Source organism: Aeromonas sp. R4-1, assembly GCF_040908325.1.
In the GTDB taxonomy this organism is placed as follows: domain Bacteria; phylum Pseudomonadota; class Gammaproteobacteria; order Enterobacterales; family Aeromonadaceae; genus Aeromonas; species Aeromonas veronii.
Genome location: NZ_JBFODM010000076.1, coordinates 37359 through 55821, shown reverse-complemented (window position 1 = coordinate 55821; position 18463 = coordinate 37359). Strand labels below are relative to the sequence as shown.

19 protein-coding genes are annotated in these 18463 nt (G+C 59.0%); all 19 read left to right on the top strand.

Translation table 11 applies throughout. The features are described 5' to 3' along the window. Positions 1-2: 2 nt before the first annotated feature. The 19 genes from iscR to AB5Y90_RS13900 all read left to right on the top strand — a co-directional run bounded on the left by iscR (position 3) and on the right by AB5Y90_RS13900 (position 18169). A complete protein-coding gene (gene iscR / locus AB5Y90_RS13990) occupies positions 3-506 on the top strand; it encodes a Fe-S cluster assembly transcriptional regulator IscR (protein WP_026035025.1) in 504 nt (167 codons plus the stop codon). A 53-nt stretch (positions 507-559) separates the two neighbouring features. Next, complete coding sequence (locus tag AB5Y90_RS13985) at positions 560-1774, top strand: IscS subfamily cysteine desulfurase (RefSeq protein WP_013723838.1); 1215 nt, start codon at positions 560-562, stop codon at positions 1772-1774. Positions 1775-1815: 41 nt separating this feature from the next. Then, a complete protein-coding gene (gene iscU / locus AB5Y90_RS13980; RefSeq protein WP_005333813.1) occupies positions 1816-2199 on the top strand; it encodes a Fe-S cluster assembly scaffold IscU in 384 nt (127 codons plus the stop codon). 15 nt (positions 2200-2214) lie between these two features. Further along, a complete protein-coding gene (gene iscA / locus AB5Y90_RS13975; protein WP_005333812.1) occupies positions 2215-2538 on the top strand; it encodes an iron-sulfur cluster assembly protein IscA in 324 nt (107 codons plus the stop codon). Positions 2539-2656: 118 nt separating this feature from the next. After that, on the top strand, positions 2657-3175 hold the full coding sequence (gene hscB / locus AB5Y90_RS13970) for a co-chaperone HscB (protein ID WP_042013204.1): 519 nt from the start codon (positions 2657-2659) through the stop codon (positions 3173-3175). Positions 3176-3203: 28 nt separating this feature from the next. Then, complete coding sequence (hscA, locus tag AB5Y90_RS13965; protein WP_368167021.1) at positions 3204-5051, top strand: Fe-S protein assembly chaperone HscA; 1848 nt, start codon at positions 3204-3206, stop codon at positions 5049-5051. A 1-nt stretch (position 5052) separates the two neighbouring features. Beyond that, complete coding sequence (gene fdx / locus AB5Y90_RS13960; RefSeq protein ID WP_005333808.1) at positions 5053-5391, top strand: ISC system 2Fe-2S type ferredoxin; 339 nt, start codon at positions 5053-5055, stop codon at positions 5389-5391. 173 nt (positions 5392-5564) lie between these two features. Beyond that, positions 5565-6869 (top strand): aminopeptidase PepB, encoded by a 1305-nt coding sequence (gene pepB / locus AB5Y90_RS13955; RefSeq protein WP_368167019.1) that lies wholly within the window; start codon positions 5565-5567, stop codon positions 6867-6869. Beyond that, a complete protein-coding gene (gene pepB / locus AB5Y90_RS13950; protein ID WP_368167017.1) occupies positions 6866-8149 on the top strand; it encodes an aminopeptidase PepB in 1284 nt (427 codons plus the stop codon). The genes pepB (AB5Y90_RS13955) and pepB (AB5Y90_RS13950) overlap by 4 nt, the downstream gene beginning before the upstream one ends. A gap of 267 nt (positions 8150-8416) precedes the next feature. Then, positions 8417-8845 carry a nucleoside-diphosphate kinase gene (ndk, locus tag AB5Y90_RS13945; protein WP_005333805.1) on the top strand — a complete coding sequence of 143 codons (429 nt, stop codon included), beginning with the start codon at positions 8417-8419 and terminating at the stop codon, positions 8843-8845. 167 nt (positions 8846-9012) lie between these two features. Continuing rightward, positions 9013-10116 carry a bifunctional tRNA (adenosine(37)-C2)-methyltransferase TrmG/ribosomal RNA large subunit methyltransferase RlmN gene (locus tag AB5Y90_RS13940; RefSeq protein ID WP_005344856.1) on the top strand — a complete coding sequence of 368 codons (1104 nt, stop codon included), beginning with the start codon at positions 9013-9015 and terminating at the stop codon, positions 10114-10116. 11 nt (positions 10117-10127) lie between these two features. After that, positions 10128-10919 (top strand): PilW family type IVa pilus biogenesis/stability lipoprotein TapF, encoded by a 792-nt coding sequence (gene tapF / locus AB5Y90_RS13935; RefSeq protein WP_368167016.1) that lies wholly within the window; start codon positions 10128-10130, stop codon positions 10917-10919. After that, positions 10909-11877, top strand: coding sequence for a cytoskeleton protein RodZ (gene rodZ, locus AB5Y90_RS13930; protein ID WP_167565143.1), 969 nt, complete (start codon positions 10909-10911; stop codon positions 11875-11877). The genes tapF and rodZ overlap by 11 nt, the downstream gene beginning before the upstream one ends. A 10-nt stretch (positions 11878-11887) precedes the next feature. Then, complete coding sequence (gene ispG / locus AB5Y90_RS13925; protein WP_005333801.1) at positions 11888-13003, top strand: flavodoxin-dependent (E)-4-hydroxy-3-methylbut-2-enyl-diphosphate synthase; 1116 nt, start codon at positions 11888-11890, stop codon at positions 13001-13003. 138 nt (positions 13004-13141) lie between these two features. Further along, on the top strand, positions 13142-14419 hold the full coding sequence (gene hisS, locus AB5Y90_RS13920) for a histidine--tRNA ligase (RefSeq protein WP_368167014.1): 1278 nt from the start codon (positions 13142-13144) through the stop codon (positions 14417-14419). A 3-nt stretch (positions 14420-14422) separates the two neighbouring features. Next, positions 14423-15073: a YfgM family protein gene (locus AB5Y90_RS13915; protein ID WP_368167012.1), complete on the top strand. Its 651-nt coding sequence runs from the start codon at positions 14423-14425 to the stop codon at positions 15071-15073. Then, entirely contained in the window at positions 15066-16250 is a 1185-nt protein-coding gene (gene bamB / locus AB5Y90_RS13910; protein ID WP_005333796.1) for an outer membrane protein assembly factor BamB, read from the top strand. The genes AB5Y90_RS13915 and bamB overlap by 8 nt, the downstream gene beginning before the upstream one ends. A 74-nt stretch (positions 16251-16324) precedes the next feature. Next, positions 16325-17821: a ribosome biogenesis GTPase Der gene (gene der / locus AB5Y90_RS13905; protein ID WP_005333794.1), complete on the top strand. Its 1497-nt coding sequence runs from the start codon at positions 16325-16327 to the stop codon at positions 17819-17821. Positions 17822-17944: 123 nt separating this feature from the next. Beyond that, positions 17945-18169 (top strand): zinc ribbon domain-containing protein, encoded by a 225-nt coding sequence (locus tag AB5Y90_RS13900; RefSeq protein WP_307896631.1) that lies wholly within the window; start codon positions 17945-17947, stop codon positions 18167-18169. Positions 18170-18463 lie beyond the last annotated feature (294 nt).

The following is an 18463-nucleotide window of genomic DNA, read 5'->3' as shown; positions in this document are numbered from 1 at the left end:
ACATGAGACTGACTTCAAAAGGACGTTACGCTGTAACCGCCATGCTCGACGTGGCGCTGCATGCAGAGCAGGGGCCCGTCCCCCTTGCCGATATTTCCGAGCGCCAGGGCATCTCGTTGTCCTATCTCGAGCAGCTCTTTGCCCGCCTGCGTAAACATGGTCTGGTGAGCAGCGTGCGTGGCCCGGGTGGTGGTTATCGCCTCGGGTTGGCCCCAGGCGAGATTTCGGTTGGTCAGGTGATCACTGCCGTCGATGAGTCGGTCGATGCAACCAAGTGCCTCGGCAAGGGCGGTTGCCACGGCGGTACCCAGTGCCTGACGCATTCCCTGTGGCGCGATCTGAGCGAGCGGATCTCCAGTTTCCTCGGGGATATCACCCTGGCCGAGCTGGTACGCCAGGCCGATGTGCGCCGCATTGCCGGCAAGCAAGATGAACAAATGAAGACCGTGTTGTCCCTGGTTGATCGGGCAGAACACGGCGATGTGAGCTTGAAAGTCCAACTATAAACGTGCTTTCCACAGCGGGACTCTGTATGACCCGGACTGTGACGGAGAAAAACATGAAACTGCCTATTTACCTTGATTATTCGGCAACCTGTCCGGTGGACCCGCGTGTCGCAGAAAAAATGATGCAGTGTCTCACCATGGATGGCCTGTTCGGCAATCCGGCTTCCCGTTCTCATCGCTTTGGCTGGCAAGCCGAAGAAGCGGTGGATCTGGCCCGTAATCAAGTGGCAGATCTGATCGGTGCCGATCCCCGCGAGATCGTCTTCACTTCCGGTGCGACCGAATCCAATAACCTGGCCATCAAGGGTGTTGCCCACTTCTATGCCAGCAAGGGCAAGCACATCATCACCTCCAAGACCGAACACAAGGCGGTGCTCGATACCTGTCGCCAGCTGGAGCGTGAAGGGTTCGAGGTGACCTATCTTGAGCCTATGCCAAACGGCCTGTTCACTATCGAGATGATCGAGAATGCCATGCGTGATGACACCATCCTGGTCAGCATCATGCATGTGAACAACGAAATCGGTGTGGTTCAGAACATTGCCGCCATCGGCGAGTTGTGCCGTTCCCGCAAGATCCTGCTGCACGTGGATGCCGTTCAGAGTGTGGGCAAGATCCCGGTAGATGTGGAGGCACTGAAAGTGGATCTGCTCTCCGTCTCTGCGCACAAGGTGTATGGTCCGAAAGGGATCGGTGCACTGTTTGTTCGCCGTAAACCCCGCGTTCGTCTGGAAGCCCAGATGCACGGTGGCGGCCACGAGCGCGGCATGCGTTCCGGTACTCTGCCGACCCACCAGATCGTCGGGATGGGCGAAGCTTTCCGCATCGCCAAAGAAGAGATGGTGAGTGAAGGCGAGCGCATCTTGGCTCTGCGCCAGCGTCTGTGGAATGGCATCAAGGATATTGAAGCCGTCTACATCAATGGCGATCTGGAGCAACGTGTTCCGGGCAACCTCAACGTCAGCTTTGCCTATGTGGAAGGGGAATCCCTCATCATGGCGCTGAAAGATTTGGCGGTCTCTTCCGGTTCGGCCTGTACCTCCGCCAGCCTGGAACCCTCCTATGTGCTGCGCGCACTGGGTCTGAACGACGAGCTGGCACACAGCTCCATCCGTTTCAGCATGGGTCGCTTCACCACCGAGGAAGAGATTGACTACGCGGTCAAGCTTATTCGTGACTCCATCGGTCGTCTGCGCGAGATGTCCCCACTGTGGGAGATGTACAAAGACGGCGTCGATCTGAACACGGTCGAATGGGCTCATCACTGATCCACCGGGTCAGTGAGCAACAGAATTAGCAGGAGTGAGATATGGCTTACAGTGAAAAAGTAATCGACCACTACGAGAATCCTCGCAACGTCGGTGGTTTCGACAAGAATGATCCCAGCGTTGCAACCGGCATGGTCGGTGCGCCCGCTTGTGGCGACGTGATGAAGCTGCAATTGAAGATCAGCGACGAAGGCATCATCGAAGATGCCAAGTTCAAGACCTACGGATGCGGTTCTGCCATCGCCTCCAGCTCCCTGGTGACCGAATGGGTCAAGGGCAAGACCCTGGACGAAGCGGCTGGCATCAAGAACACCGATATCGCTGAAGAGTTGGCCCTGCCACCGGTGAAGATCCACTGCTCCATTCTGGCTGAGGACGCCATCAAGGCCGCCATCGCCGATTACAAGCAGAAGAAAGGTCTCTAAGCGCCGGAGAGCAGTATGGCTATTACCATGACAGATGCCGCCGCGGCACGGGTTTCCTCTTTTCTGGCTAACCGGGGCAAGGGCATTGGCCTGCGCCTCGGCGTCAAAACCACCGGCTGCTCCGGTCTGGCCTACGTGCTTGAGTTCGTTGATGAACTGACCGATGAGGATCAGGTGTTTGAGCAGCAGGGCGTCAAGATTATTGTCGATGCCAAGAGCCTGATCCATCTGGATGGCACCGAGCTGGATTTCGTCAAGGAGGGCCTCAACGAGGGCTTCCAGTTCAATAATCCCAACGCCAAAGGCGAGTGTGGTTGCGGCGAAAGCTTCAGTGTCTGAGATGTTTGACGTCAATGATCCTTCGTCTGTGGTTGAGCGGGTCGCCCATGACCCGTTCAACCACATCTCATTTGCCAGGGGCGAGTGAGGTTGTGGCGAACGTTTCCAAGAGGTTTGCATGAATCATTTCGAGCTGTTTGGGCTAGTTGAAGGCTTCGAGCTCGATACCCGTCAGTTGGCTGATACCTACCGCCAGCTGCAAACCCAATTCCATCCTGATCGTTTTGCCACCGCCCCCGAACGGGAGCAGCTGGCTGCTGTGCAACGTGCCGCCCAGATCAATGAAGCATTCACCACCCTCAAGGCGCCGCTACGCCGTGCAGAATATCTGCTCTCCCTGCGTGGCACCGATATCCGTGGTGAACAGCAGACCCTGCAAGATACCGCATTTCTGATGCAGCAGCTGGAGTGGCGCGAGCGTCTGGCCGATCTGAAAGATGACGCCGACCCTGAGCGCGCCATCAAGGATTTTCGCAGCGAGATCAGGCATGATCACCAGATGTTGATGCAGCAGCTGACCGAGTCTCTTGCCGCCGGCAAAGATCTCGTTGCCGCTGATTGCGTTCGCAAACTCAAGTTTGTCGACAAGCTCCTCGAAGAGCTGGAACGATTCGAAGACTCGCTTCTCGAGTCTTGATCCTTTAACGCTGGAAGTTTCATTACCCATGGCATTACTGCAAATCGCCGAACCCGGCCAGAGCGCTGTTCCTCATCAGCACAAACGTGCCGTCGGCATCGATCTTGGCACCACCAACTCTCTCGTCGCTGCGGTTCGCAGTGGTCACGCCGATACCCTTTGCGATGAGCAAGGGCGCGACCTGCTCCCGTCAGTGGTGCACTATCAAAACGACGCCATTCGAGTCGGAATTGATGCCAAGCGCGAAGCGGCGCTCGATCCTCACAACACCATCGTCTCGGTCAAACGGATGATGGGCAAGGCGCTGGCCGATATCGATACCCGCCAGCAGCCCTACCAGTTCATCGCTGCCGACAATGGCATGCCGCAACTGCAAACCCGTCAGGGGCTGGTCAATCCGGTACAGGTCTCGGCCGAAATTCTCAAAAAGCTGGCCGAACGTGGCGCCCAGACACTCGGGGGCGATCTCGATGGCGTGGTCATTACCGTGCCCGCCTATTTCGATGATGCCCAGCGTCAGGGCACCAAGGATGCGGCCCGTCTGGCCGGTCTGCACGTGCTGCGGCTGCTCAACGAGCCGACCGCGGCTGCTATTGCCTATGGCCTTGACTCCGGTCAGGAAGGGGTGATCGCGGTTTACGATCTGGGGGGCGGCACCTTCGATATCTCCATCCTGCGTCTGCACCGCGGTGTGTTTGAAGTGATGGCGACCGGCGGCGATTCCGCCCTCGGCGGTGATGATTTTGATCACCTGCTGGCGGACTGGATCAAGGAGCAGGCGGGCCTCTCCGGTGAGCTGGATGCCCATCTGCAGCGCGAGCTGCTGGATGTGGCCGCGGCCGTCAAACACGGCCTGACCGATGCCGAGCAAGTGGCGTGCACCTTTGCTGGCTGGCAGGGTTCAGTGAGCCGCAGCCAGTTTGATGAACTCATCACCCCGCTGGTGAAACGGACCTTGCTGGCTTGTCGCCGCGCCCTGCGCGATGCCGGTCTCGAGCAGGTGGAAGTGCTGGAAGTGGTGATGGTCGGTGGCTCCACCCGGGTGCCGCTGGTGCGTGAACTGGTGGGCGAGTTCTTCCAGCGTACGCCGCTGACCAGTATCGATCCTGACAAGGTGGTCGCCATTGGCGCCGCCATCCAGGCCGATATTCTGGTGGGCAACAAGCCCGATGCCGAGATGCTGCTGCTGGACGTTATCCCCTTGTCGCTGGGTCTGGAGACCATGGGTGGTCTCGCCGAGAAAGTGATCCCGCGCAACACGACCATTCCGGTTGCCCGCGCCCAGGAGTTCACCACCTTCAAGGATGGTCAGACCGCCATGGCCATTCACGTGGTACAGGGTGAGCGCGAGTTGGTGGCCGATTGCCGCTCCCTGGCCCGCTTTACCCTGACTGGTATTCCGCCGATGGCAGCCGGCGCCGCCCATATTCGCGTCACCTTCCAGGTGGATGCGGATGGTCTGCTCTCGGTCAGCGCCATGGAGAAATCTTCCGGCGTGCAGGCCGAGATCCAGGTCAAGCCCTCTTACGGGCTGGCGGAGCAGGATATCCTCAACATGCTGAGTGCCTCCATCGAGAACGCCCAGCAGGATATGGATGCCCGCATGCTGGCCGAGCAGCAGGTTGAAGCCGACCGGGTGGTCGAGAGTCTCAATGCGGCGCTGGCCGCCGATGGCGATGCCCTGCTCAATGCTGCCGAGCGTGCCGAGATTGATGCCGCCATCGCCCATCTGCTGACCATACGCAACAGCGGCGCAACCCATCAAATCAAAGAAGCCATTGAGGCAGCCGATGCTGTCAGTGGCGAGTTTGCAGCCCGCCGGATGGACGCCTCCATCCGCAAGGTGCTGACCGGACAAAACGTCAACAAGGTGTAATATGCCAAAACTGATCATTCTTCCTCATCCCGTACTCTGTCCGGATGGCGCCGCCCTCGAGGGGCAAAGCGGCGAGACCATTCTGGATGTGGCGCTGCGCAACGGTATCGAAATCGAGCACGCCTGCGAGAAATCCTGTGCCTGCACCACCTGCCACTGCGTTGTGCGCGAAGGTTTCGACTCGCTCGAGCCGAGCGACGAGCTGGAAGACGACATGCTGGACAAGGCGTGGGGGCTGGAGCCGGAATCCCGTCTCAGCTGCCAGGCAAAACTGGCGGACGAGGATCTGGTGGTGGAACTGCCCAAGTACACCCTGAACCTTGCCTCTGAACGCCATTAATTACACATGAGTGAATTGCACGTGCAGCATCCTGTGGTGCTTCAGTGATATGGTGGAAGGCCGTGACCCTCGTGGGCACGGCCTTTTTTGTATTCGTTATTCTCTCTTTGCCAATAAGCTCTTTCCCATAAAGAGTGCTTATACATAGTGCCAGTAAAAAGGAAGCAAACACGATGGCTGACATGATGAAGGTAGCGTTATCCACCCAGGCTGCGGCCGCCTATTGGGGCGAGGGCGCCCAGCTCAGTTTCAATGGCGACGAGGCACTGATCCATCTTGGTGCCGCCGGTCAGGAGAAGGATGTTCTGCGCACCGTTCAGCGCGCCGCCCGTCGCCTCGAATCGAGCGGGATCAAGCGGGTGACGCTGGTCGGTGAAGGCTGGGATCTGGAGCGTCGCTATGCGTTCGCCCAGGGGTTCTACGCCGCCAAGGGAGCGCGTGAACTGGATTTTGGCCAGCAGAGCAACGCGGAAGCCCGTGAACTGGATGCGCTGCTCAAGGCGGCTCGCTGGGTACGTGACATCACCAATGGCTGTCCGGAAGAGATCTACCCCATGAGTCTGGCGGAATCGGCCCTGTTGCTCATTCGTGGTCTGGCTGGGGATCAGGTTACTGCCCGCATCACCGCCGGTGAAGCGCTGCGCGAGTCCGGCCATATCGGGATCTGGTCGGTTGGCCGTGGCAGCGAGCGCGAGCCTGTGCTGCTGGAGCTCGACTACAACCCGACCGGTGATCGCAATGCGCCCGTGGTGGCGGCGCTGGTGGGCAAGGGGATCACTTTTGATTCCGGTGGCTACTCCATGAAGTCCTCTGACAACATGCTGCCGATGAAGTCCGATATGGGCGGCGCGGCCATGGTGACCGGCGCGCTGGCGCTGGCTATCAGCCGCGGTCTGAACCAGCGGGTGAAGCTCATTCTCTGCTGCGCCGAGAACCTGGTCTCCGGCCACGCCTTCAAGCTGGGCGACATCCTCACTTACAAGAATGGGGTTTCGGTCGAGATCCAGAACACCGATGCGGAAGGTCGTCTGGTGCTGGCCGATGGCCTGATGGCGGCCTCCGACAGCGGTGCGGCTTATATCCTTGACGCAGCCACCCTGACCGGCGCCGCCAAGATGGCGCTGGGGCGCGACTACAATGCGGTGTTTGCCCTCGATGAGACCGAACAGCTGCGTGCGCTGGCCGCCGCCAAGGTGGAAAACGAACAGGCGTGGGCGCTTCCGCTGGAGCCCTGGCATGCCAGCCAGCTCACCTCGGCCTTTGCCGAGCTGGGCAACGTCGCCTCGGCAGAGGGCACGGCCGGTGCCACCACGGCTGCTGCGTTCCTTTCCCGCTTCGTGCGTGATGAGGGCAAGGGTTGGGTGCACCTGGATCTGGCAGCCTCCTATCAGAAATCGGGCAATGATCTCTGGGCGACCGGCGCCAAGGGGCACGGTCTGCGTACCATCGCCCGCTGGCTGCAGGAGGTAACCGCATGAATGTCTGGTTAAGTCGTGAATTTGCACCGGCCGAGTGGGGGGAGGGGGCGCTGCTCTCCCACCGTGCCGATGGCATGGTGATCCATCTGGTGACGGCCACGCCACTGGCCGATATTCAGCAGGGAGCACGGCGCCTCTGTCTGCAGGGGATCCAGAAAGTGACCCTGGCCGGACACTGGGAGCGCGAGCAGCAGTGGGCTTTTGCCCAAGGGCTGCAAACCCCCAAGGCGGAGGTGCAACTGCAGTGGGCCATGTCCTCGGAAGAGGACAGAGAGGAGCTGGAAGCTCGCTGGCTCTGTGGCCGCTGGGTGCGCGAGATGACCAATGCCACCCCGGAGCAGTTGGGCCCGCTGGAGCTGGCGGTGGAAGCGGCCTCCTTTATTACCGAGCTGGCGCCGGACAAGGTGAGTCATCGCATTTTGAAAGGCGAAGCGCTGCAACAGGCGGGCTGGGTCGGCCTTTACCAAGTGGGCCGCGGCAGTGCGCGCGAACCGGTATTGCTGGAGCTCGACTTCAACCCGGAGCGTGACCCCAAGGCGCCGGTGGCGGCAGCGCTGGTGGGCAAGGGGATCACCTTTGACTCCGGCGGCTACTCCATGAAGAGCTCCGAGGGGATGCTCACCATGAAGTGCGACATGGGGGGCGCGGCGATTGTCACCGGTGCGCTGGCGCTGGCTATGCTGCGCGGGCTCGACAAGCGGGTGAAGCTGATCCTGTGCTGCGCCGAGAACCTGGTCTCCGGCCACGCCTACAAGCTGGGCGACATCCTCACCTACAAGAACGGCACCACGGTCGAGATTGTGAATACCGATGCCGAGGGGCGGCTAGTACTGGCCGATGGCTTGCAACTGGCGAGCGAGTCCGGCGCACCGCTGATCATCGATGCCGCGACCCTGACCGGCGCAGCCGTGATGGCGCTGGGTGGGCGCTACAATGCTCTGTTCGGCCTCGACAAAGGGTTGGTAAGCCGCGCAATGACCTATGCCGATGCTGAGCATGAGCCTGCCTGGCCGCTGCCGCTGGAGCCTTGGCACCGCCAGCAGTGTCCCTCCCATTACGCCGACACGGCCAACAGCCGTCCGGTGAAGGGTGGCGGGCCGGGTGGCGCCTCCAACGCGGCGGGTTTCCTCTCCCGTTTCGTTGCCAACGAAGGGATGGGCTGGTTGCATATCGATCTGGCCGCCTGCTTCAGTGACAACGGCGATGCTCTCTGGGCGCCGGGAGCCAATACCCTGGGGATGCGCACCATAGCGCGGGCCCTGCTGGCTGAAGCCAAATAGGCGAGACAAGGCACCTTCGGGTGCCTTTTTCATGTTGTTCGAATTGTGAACAAAAGATGGGGTTTTGGCGGCTTAAGGTAACTATCGTGCGCAAGCGCACATATTTTCCGGCTCTGCTCGGTCAAGATGAGTGTGGATGTTGATTGCAAGGGAGTGATGTTTAATAAAAAGTTGCTTGTTTGTGTGTTTTTCCGGTTTTTGTTTACGTATAATCGCCAGCGAACATGGATTCTAACAATAAAACTCTGTAGTTAAGGAAAGATATCAATGGCCATCGAACGTACCTTCTCTATCGTTAAACCGGATGCTGTCAGCAAGAACCTGATCGGTGCCATCTATAGCCGTTTCGAAAGCGCAGGCTTGAAAGTGGTGGCATCCAAAATGCTGCACATGAGCAGTGAACAGGCTGCCGGTTTCTATGCCGAGCATCAGGGCAAGCCTTTTTATGACAATCTGGTCAGCTTCATGACCTCTGGCCCTGTCATGGTGCAGGTGCTGGAAGGGGAAGACGCCATCCGTCGCAATCGCGAGATCATGGGTGCTACCAACCCGAAAGAGGCGCTGGCTGGTACCTTGCGTGCCTGTTATGCCGAGAGCATCGATCGCAACGCAGTGCATGGCTCCGATGCACCGGCATCCGCGGCCCGCGAAATTGCCTACTTCTTCTCTGACAACGAGATCTGCCCGCGCGGCTGATTTTTGTGGATGATGACCCAAGGGAGCCTAGGCTCCCTTTGTTGTTTTCGCCGTTTACGCAATATCCCTCTATTCTCCAGGTGGAAAGCCAGACCCATTATTTGTACAATGCCGCCCCCTGACGTCGTCAGCCAATAATTGATGAAGTGTTTGAACTGAGGCCATTGATGAGCGAAACAAAAATCAACCTGCTGGATCTTGATCGGGATGCCATGCGTGCCTTTTTCGTCGAACTGGGCGAGAAGCCATTCCGGGCAGATCAGGTCATGAAGTGGATCTATCACTTTGGGTGTGATGATTTCGATCAGATGACCAACGTCAACAAGGTGCTCAAAGAGCGCCTCAAGGCGATCGCCGAGATCAAGGCGCCCGAGATCAGCCGCGAGCAGCGCTCTGCCGATGGCACCATCAAGTGGGCTCTGCAGGTGGGCGATCAGGAGGTCGAGACCGTCTACATCCCGGAAGATGACCGCGCGACCCTCTGCGTCTCCTCTCAAGTTGGCTGTGCGTTGGAGTGCAAGTTCTGCTCCACGGCTCAACAAGGCTTCAACCGCAATCTGAAAGTCTCCGAGATCATCGGTCAGGTGTGGCGTGCGGCCCGCGTGGTCGGTGGCAAGCGTCCCATCACCAACGTGGTGATGATGGGGATGGGCGAGCCGCTGCTCAACCTCGCCAATGTGGTGCCCGCCATGCGTCTGATGATGGATGACTACGGCTTTGGCATCTCCAAGCGCCGGGTGACCATCTCCACCTCTGGCGTGGTACCTGCGCTGGACAAGCTGGGTGACCAGATCGACGTGGCGCTGGCTATCTCCCTGCACGCCCCGAACGACAAGCTGCGTTCAGAGATCATGCCGATCAACGACAAGTACAACATCGAGGAGTTCCTCGCCGGTGTCCGTCGTTACCTGGCCAAATCCAATGCCAACGGTGGTCGGGTGACCGTCGAGTATGTGCTGCTCGATCATATCAATGACGATATGCAGCATGCGCACGAGCTGGCCAAGGTGCTCAAGGACACGCCGAGCAAGATCAACCTGATCCCGTTCAACCCCTTCCCGGGCAACCCTTACGGCAAGCCGAGCAACAGCCGTATCGATCGCTTCTCCAAGGTGCTGATGGAGTACGGTTTCACCGTAATTGTCCGCAAGACCCGTGGTGATGACATCGATGCCGCCTGTGGTCAGCTGGTGGGTGACGTGATTGACCGTACCAAGCGAACTATCAAAAATCGGATGCAACAGGATGGGATTTCCGTCAAAATGGTTTAAATGCTAAGCCATTGTATAGACAGGGAATGGATACACGTACATTGATCGTAGTGGCAGCGCTCTGCGCGCTGCCAGGCTGTGTGACCGAGACCACTTACGCTGGCCAGAACTCGACCCAGCGTGAAGTGGGTCCTGACCTCAAGGCGGCTGCCCAAACCCGCCTCGACCTGGGTATCCAGTACCTGCGTCAGGGCAATGCTGAGCAGGCCAAGTTCAATCTTGACCGCGCCCTCCAGTATGACCCCTCCAACCCCCAGATCCAGATCGGTTTTGCCTACTTTTACCAGAAGGTAGGAGATTTCAAGGCAGCCGAGACCCATTACAAGAACGCCCTTGCCATGGATCCGTCCAATGCTGACGCAATGAACAACTATGGTGCCTTCCTCTGTGATCGCGGCAGGTATGCCGAGGCAGATCAGGCGTTCAACCAGGCTGTTACTCAGCCAGGCTACGTAAAAATTGCCGATACCTATGAAAATGCGGCACTTTGTGCGCTGCAAAATCGCAGAAATGATAAAGCAGGCGAGTACTATCGCCTGGCCTTGGGGTATAATCCCCGCAATCCAGGGTTATTGCTGGACTTGGCCGAGCTTTCCATGAAAGATGGCAAGCTGCCTGATGTGCAGTCCTACCTCGCCCGTTTTGCCGATGTGTCAGACGAGAACGAGGAGAGTCTCTGGTTGAGACTTAGGCTGGCGCAGGCGATGGACAAGCCGGCATTACTTCACCAATTCGGGACTGAGCTGGTAAGGCAATATCCCACTTCGCAACAAGCCAAGCGTTATTTAGCCAATGACTATTGAACAGCAACACGATTTCCAAGACGACTCCCAGGCAGTAGGCCCAGGCCAATTGCTGCGCAACGCCCGTGAACAGCTTGGCTGGACACGAGAACAGGTTGCGTCCCGCATTCACCTTCGTCTGACCCTGATCGCCGCTATCGAATCGGATACCTACGACAAGCACACCTCCCATACCTTTATTCGGGGCTATCTGCGTACCTATGCCAAGCTGGTCGGGATCCCCGACGAGACCATTCTGGCTGCTTACGACAAGCTGGGTCTGACTCCTCCCGACAATATCGACATGCAGAGCTTCTCCCGTCGCTCCCGTCAGCAAGCCAACGACAGTCGGCTCAAGGTGGTGACCTGGCTGGTGATCCTGGTGTTGATTGCGCTCTCGGTCGCCTGGTGGTGGCAGAGTACTTCCCGTCGCTCCGCCGGTGATGAAGCGCTGGCTGCCACCGAGATGAGTGCAACCGGTTCGACTCCGGCTGAACCTGCCATCACGCCGCCCGATGCAATCAACACCGCTCCGGTGGAAGGCGCTACCATCGCACCGGCCGCCACGGACGTGGCTGCCCCTGCAGTTGTCTCCGATGCGACTGCTACCCTGGCGCCTGCTTCTGCGGCTGTTGCCCCGAGCGCTGTCAGCGCGGCTGTCGGCACTGCGACCGATGCAGCGGTATCCGGCGCCAATGGCACCGAATCTGAAGAGGCTGTCGTTGATCCGGCGACTGCGCCGCAACTGAAGATGAGCTTCACCGCCGATTGCTGGCTGGATGTGAAGGATGCCAACGGCAAGACCCTGTTCAGTGGTCTGAAGAAGGCCAACGACGAGCTGGTGCTGGAAGGCGCCGAGCCCCTGAAGTTCATCATTGGCGCGCCCATGGCCGTCAAGCTTGACTACAAGGGTCAGTCGTTTGATATGAGCCGTTACAACAACGGTCGTACAGCCCGCTTCTCACTGCCGCAGGAGTAATCTGTTTCCCATGTCTTCTCACGAATCACCCATCATTCGTCGTAAATCCAGACAGATCATGGTTGGTAATGTACCGGTTGGGGGCGATGCCCCCATTACCGTGCAGACCATGACCAATACCAAGACCACAGATGTCGCCGCCACCATCGAGCAGATCCAGCGGATCGAGCGGGTCGGTGCCGATATCGTCCGTGTCTCCGTGCCCACCATGGAAGCGGCGGAAGCCTTCCGGCTCATCAAACAGCAGACCCGCATCCCCATCGTTGCCGATATCCACTTCGACTATCGCATCGCCCTGAAAGTGGCCGAGTACGGTGCCGATTGCCTGCGTATCAACCCGGGCAACATCGGCAACGAGCAGCGGGTGCGCTCGGTGGTCGATTGTGCACGCGACCTCAATATCCCGATCCGTATCGGGGTCAATGGCGGGTCGCTGGAGAAAGATATCCAGGAGAAGTACGGCGAGCCGACCCCAGAGGCGCTGGTAGAGTCCGCCATGCGTCACGTGGACTATCTCGATCGTCTCGATTTCCAGGATTTCAAGGTGAGCGTCAAGGCCTCCGATGTGTTTCTGGCAGTCGGTGCCTATCGCCTGCTGGCCAAGCAGATTGAACAGCCGCTGCACCTTGGCATCACCGAAGCGGGCGGTTTCCGTGCCGGCGCGGTGAAGTCTGCCATCGGTCTGGGCATGCTGCTTACCGACGGCATCGGCGATACCCTGCGTATCTCGCTGGCGGCGGATCCTGTGGAGGAGGTGAAGGTCGGTTTCGATATCCTCAAGTCCCTGCGTATTCGCTCCCGTGGCATCAACTTTATCGCTTGCCCATCCTGCTCACGGCAGGAGTTCGATGTGATCGCCACCGTCAATGCTCTGGAAGAGCGGCTCGAAGATATCATCACCCCGATGGATGTCTCCATCATCGGTTGCGTGGTGAATGGCCCGGGCGAAGCACTGGTCTCCGACCTTGGTCTGGCGGGTGCCGCCAACAAGAGTGCCTTCTATGAAGGGGGCCAGCGGGTCGATCGGCTCGACAACAAGGATCTCATTCCAACTCTGGAGCGACGCATTCGCGCCCGCGCCGCCATGCTGGATCCCGCCAACCGGATCCCGATGGACAAGGAGTGAGCGAAACGGGGCCACATTGGGTGGCCCTTTTTCCAGGTGACTGATTTTAAATCCCGCATCCGGATTCCCTGATTTTACCTTGGGGGGGAAAATCCCTATAATGCGGCCAAATTTTACCTCTTTTTCTCGAGTATCAACGTGGCAAAACAGATCCAAGCTATTCGCGGTATGAATGATTGCCTGCCGGAGCAGAGCCCGGTATGGCAGAAGGTTGAACAGATCCTGCGCCAGGTCGTTGCCAGCTATGGCTACAGCGAAGTGCGCATGCCGATTGTCGAGCAGACTCATCTGTTCAAGCGCGCTATCGGTGAAGTGACCGACGTGGTCGAAAAAGAGATGTACACCTTTGAAGACCGCAACGGCGACAGCCTGAGCCTGCGTCCGGAAGGGACCGCCAGCTGCGTCCGTGCCGGTATCGAACACGGTCTGCTCTACAACCAGGAACGCCGGATGTGGTACATGGGCCCCATGTTCCGTCACGAGCGTCCCCAGAAGGGCCGTTATCGCCAGTTCCACCAGTTCGGTGTCGAGCTGTTTGGCATCAACGGGCCGGACATTGACGCTGAGCTGATCATGCTGACTCACCGTCTGTTGCGTCTGTTTGGCATCAGCGAGCATGTCACCCTGCAGCTCAACACCCTGGGTCAGAGCGCCGAGCGTGCCGCTTACCGCGATGCGCTGGTGGCCTATCTGGAGCAGTACAAGGAGCAGCTGGACGAAGAGAGCCAGCGCCGCATGTACAGTAACCCGCTGCGGGTGCTCGACTCCAAGGATGAAAAGGTGCAGGCCATTTTGGCGGGTGCCCCGCGTCTGTTCGACCATCTGGGCGAAGAGAGCCTGGCCCACTTCGAGGGGCTCAAGCGCCTGCTCGAGTCTGCCGGTATCAAATACGAAGTGAACGAGCGTCTGGTGCGTGGTCTCGACTACTACAACCTGACCGTGTTCGAGTGGGTCACCAGCAGTCTGGGTGCCCAGGGCACCGTCTGTGCCGGTGGTCGTTACGATGGTCTGGTGGAGCAGCTGGGCGGTCAACCGACCCCGGCCGTGGGCTTCGCCATGGGCATGGAGCGTCTGGTGCTGATGCTGGAAACTCTCGAGCTCAACGCCGATATCCGCCCGGCGGTGGATGTCTATCTGGCGATGGTGGGCGAGGGGACTGAGCAAGCTGGCTTCCAGCTGGCCGAGCGTCTGCGCGATGCCCTGCCGGACCTGCGCCTGATGAGCCACTGCGGTGGTGGCAACTTCAAGAAACAACTCAAACGTGCCGACAAGAGCGGCGCGGCAATCGCCCTGATCCTTGGTGAGACCGAGGTGCAAAACGGGGAGATCACTATCAAATATCTGCGTGGTCAGGCCGAGCAACAGACCGTCAAGGTTGACGCCGCCATTGCCCTGCTGGCAGCCAAAGGAGAGTAAGCTGTGGAAGTCTATACCACCGAAGAACAACAGGTTGAGGTTATCAAGGAGTGGTGGAAAGAGAACGGAACCTCGGTGATTGCCGGGACCGTGATCGGTCTGGTCGGTCTGTTCGGCTGGCGCTATTACAACCAGCACCAGCAAGAGACCATGGAGGCCTCCTCCCACTCTTACAACCAGGTGATTGAGCAGCTGGCCAAGGGCGATGCCGCCGGTTTCGAGCAGGCGCAGCAGTTTGTTACCGCCAACAAGGGTGACTCCTACGGTGAACTGGCCGCGTTGCAACTGGCTGCCGCTGCCGTCAAGGCGGGCAAGCTGGATCTGGCTGCCGAGCAGCTGGAGCTGGTGGCGACCACGGGTGACGAGAGCATTCGTCCCATCGTGGCGCTGCGTCTGGCCCGTGTACTGAATGATCAGGGCAAGGCAGATGAAGCACTGGCCAAGCTGGCGACCATCCAGAATGACGCCTTCAAGGCGCAGGTAGCCGAAGCCCGTGGTGATGTGCTGCAAAAGCAGGGCAAGACCGAAGAGGCTCGTGATGCCTATCAGGCGGCGGCCGATGCCGGCGGCCTGCAGGGTAGTGCCGAGCTCAAGCTGAAAATGGACGATCTGGCCCTGCCGGCCGTTGCGACTGGTGAGGCACCGGATGCGTAATCTATTCAAGATGGTGGCGCTGGGGGCTGCGGTCTCCTTCGCTCTGCAGGGTTGCTCCCTGTTCAGTTCCGAAGAGGATCTCAACCCGATGGCGCCGCTGCCCAAGGTTGAATCTGCCTTCACTGCCGACACCGCATGGTCATCTACTGTGGGTGATGGTATCGGTGACTTCTACTCCCAGCTCAAGCCGGTGGTGGAAGAGGATCGTATCTATGCGGCGGCCCGCGACGGCGATGTCAGCGCCTTTGACCGTGCCAGTGGCGATCGCCTCTGGACTGTCGATCTGGCAGACCTGCCGGTTAACGCCGACAAACGCAGTGCCCGCCTCTCTGGTGGTCTGGTCTCCCGTTACGGCAAGCTGTTCCTCGGCTCCGAGAACGGGGTGGTCTACGCCCTGAACGAAGAGAATGGTGAAGTGCTGTGGCAGACCAATGTGCCCGGCGAAGTGGTGGCAAGCCCCGCGGTGGAAGATGGCCGCGTGGTGGTGTTGACCACCTCCGGTCGCCTGATCGCCCTCGACACTGATGAAGGCAAGATGCAGTGGTCGCTCTCCGAAGAGCAGCCGCCGCTGACCCTGCGCAGTGCCGGTGCACCGGTGATCACCAATGGCGCCGTGATTTACGGTCGTGCCGATGGCAAGGTGGGCATCGCCCTGCTGAGCAATGGCCAGCCTGTGCGCCAGTCCAAGGTGGCTGATCCGCGCGGTGCTACCGAGCTGGACCGCATGGTTGACGTCGATGCCAGCCCGCTGATCGCCGGTGATGAGCTCTACGCCATCGCCTACAACGGTCAGTTGATGGCGCGCAAACTGATGACCGGCGATGAAGTGTGGAAGCGCAAGTATTCCGGCTATCGCGATCTGGCGATGACCGGAAATGCCATCGTGCTGACCGACAGTCGCAGCCACCTGTTTGCCATCGACCGTCGCAACGGTCTGGAGCTGTGGTCCAACACCCAGCTGGAAAATCGTACCGTCACTGCACCTGTCATCTTCGGTGACTATGTGGTGGTGGGTGATGTGGAAGGATACCTGTATTGGCTTGATCGTACCGACGGTACCATCAAGGCGATGCAGCAGCTCGATAGCAGTGGTCTCTACGCCGCCCCGCTGGTAGATGGCGAGACCCTGTATGTGCAGAGCCGTGACGGCAAGTTGTACGCCCTCAAGCGTCCTTGATCGTCAGATAATGTGAATATCCGGCTCCTGGTCTTCGGACCCGGAGCCTTTGTCGTCTTGAGAATGAGGCTTTTATGACTCCTGTAGTAGCCCTGGTGGGCCGCCCCAACGTGGGGAAATCCACCCTGTTTAACCGCTTGACCCGTACTCGGGATGCCCTGGTTGCCGATTTTCCCGGTCTGACCCGGGACCGTAAATACGGTCAGGCGAAGTTGGGCGAGCTGGAATTTATCGTGGTCGATACCGGCGGTATCGATGGCACCGAAGAGGGGATCGAGCTGAAGATGGCCGAGCAATCTCTGCTGGCCATCGAAGAAGCGGACGTCGTGCTGTTCATGGTGGATGCCCGTGCCGGCCTGACCGCGGCGGATCAAGCCATTGCCGAGCACCTGCGCAAGGCTCACAAGAAGGTATTTCTGGTGGCCAACAAGACCGACGGTATCGACGGTGATTCCGCGGTCTCCGAGTTCTACGGTCTGGCGCTGGGCGAGGTCTACCAGATCGCGGCCGCCCACGGTCGTGGCGTACTGAGCCTGCTGGAACTGGCCCTGGCTCCCCATCTGGAGACCCTGGTCGACTCCGCTACCGATGAAGATGCGCAGGATGAGGAAGAGGAGGACTTCGACGAAGAAGCCCTGCTGCGCATGGTGGCTGCCGGTGAACTCGATACCAAAGAGGACACCAAGGAGACCCCGTTCGCCGACCTGCCCATCAAGTTCGCCATCGTTGGTCGTCCCAACGTCGGTAAATCTACCCTGACCAACCGCATGCTGGGTGAAGATCGGGTCATCGTCTATGACATGCCCGGCACCACCCGTGACTCCGTTTACATTCCGATGGAGCGTGACGAGCAGAAGTATGTGGTCATCGACACCGCCGGTGTACGTCGTCGTGGCAAGGTGCACGAGACGGTGGAGAAGTTCTCCGTTATCAAGACCCTGAAAGCCATCGAAGATGCCAACGTCTGCCTGCTGGTGATCGACGCCCAGGAGACCATCACCGATCAGGACTTGAGCATCCTTGGCTATGTGCTCCACGCCGGTCGCTCCGTGGTGCTGGTGGTGAACAAGTGGGATGGTCTGGATCAGAAGGTGAAAGAGGATGTGAAGAACGAGCTGGATCGTCGCTTGGGCTTCATCGACTTCGCTCGCGTCCACTTCATCTCCGCCCTGCACGGCAGCGGTGTCGGCCATCTGTTTGAATCCATTCAGGAGGCTTACCAGTCCGCCACCCGTCGTACCAGCACGGCCATGCTGACCCGCATCATGCAGATGGCGCAGGAAGATCACCAGCCGCCGATGGTCAACGGTCGCCGCGTCAAGCTCAAGTATGCTCACGCCGGTGGCTACAACCCGCCGCGCATCGTGATCCACGGCAACCAGTTGAACGACTTGCCGGACTCCTACAAGCGGTATTTGATCAACTACTTCCGCAAGTCCCTCAAGATCATGGGCTCGCCGATCCGGGTCGAGTTCCAGGAGTCGGTCAACCCGTTTGAAGGGAAGAAGAACACCATGACCCTGAGTCAGGAACGTCAGCGCAAACGCCTGCTGAAGATGAAGAAGAAATAAGCCCTTGCGGCTGCCCTCACCGGCAGCCGCTTTGTTATCCTCGCCATGTTAAGGTGAGGAATAAGGGGAGGGGGATCTGCCATGGAACAAGACCATGGCAGATCCACTTTCGAGGAGTTGATTATGGAAGCCCTGTTTTGCCCGTCATGCCAGGCTGAACTGGATACCCGCAGCAAGGAGCAAACCTGTGGCCAGTGTCAGGCCAATGTCCGCGTCACGGCCATCTGCCCCACCTGCCAGCAGGAACTGGAGCGTCTCAAGGCGTGCGGCGCGGTGGATTACTTCTGCAACCACTGCAACTCGCTGATCTCCAAGCGGACGGTACAGTTCAAGGCGGCGCTGGTGTAAGACGATAATCAGGTGAGAAAGAAGATAAAAAAACCCGGCGAATGCCGGGTTTATGCTGTGTGCTCTGCAATAAGCAGGGTATAGGATCGATTTCTGCGCCACAGGTTGCGCTTGATGTCATTAAGCTTGAGTTTGCGTCTGGGGCTCCAGCTGCACTTCGCTTTTCTGACCAGACTGATTTTTCTACGTTTTTGCATCTTGGTCTCCTCCCAACTCAGGTGGCCATCCAGGCCTTGGGTCATTGATGGAGCCCATCCGAAATTGCTGTTATTTAATCTCTCAACATAATGAAAA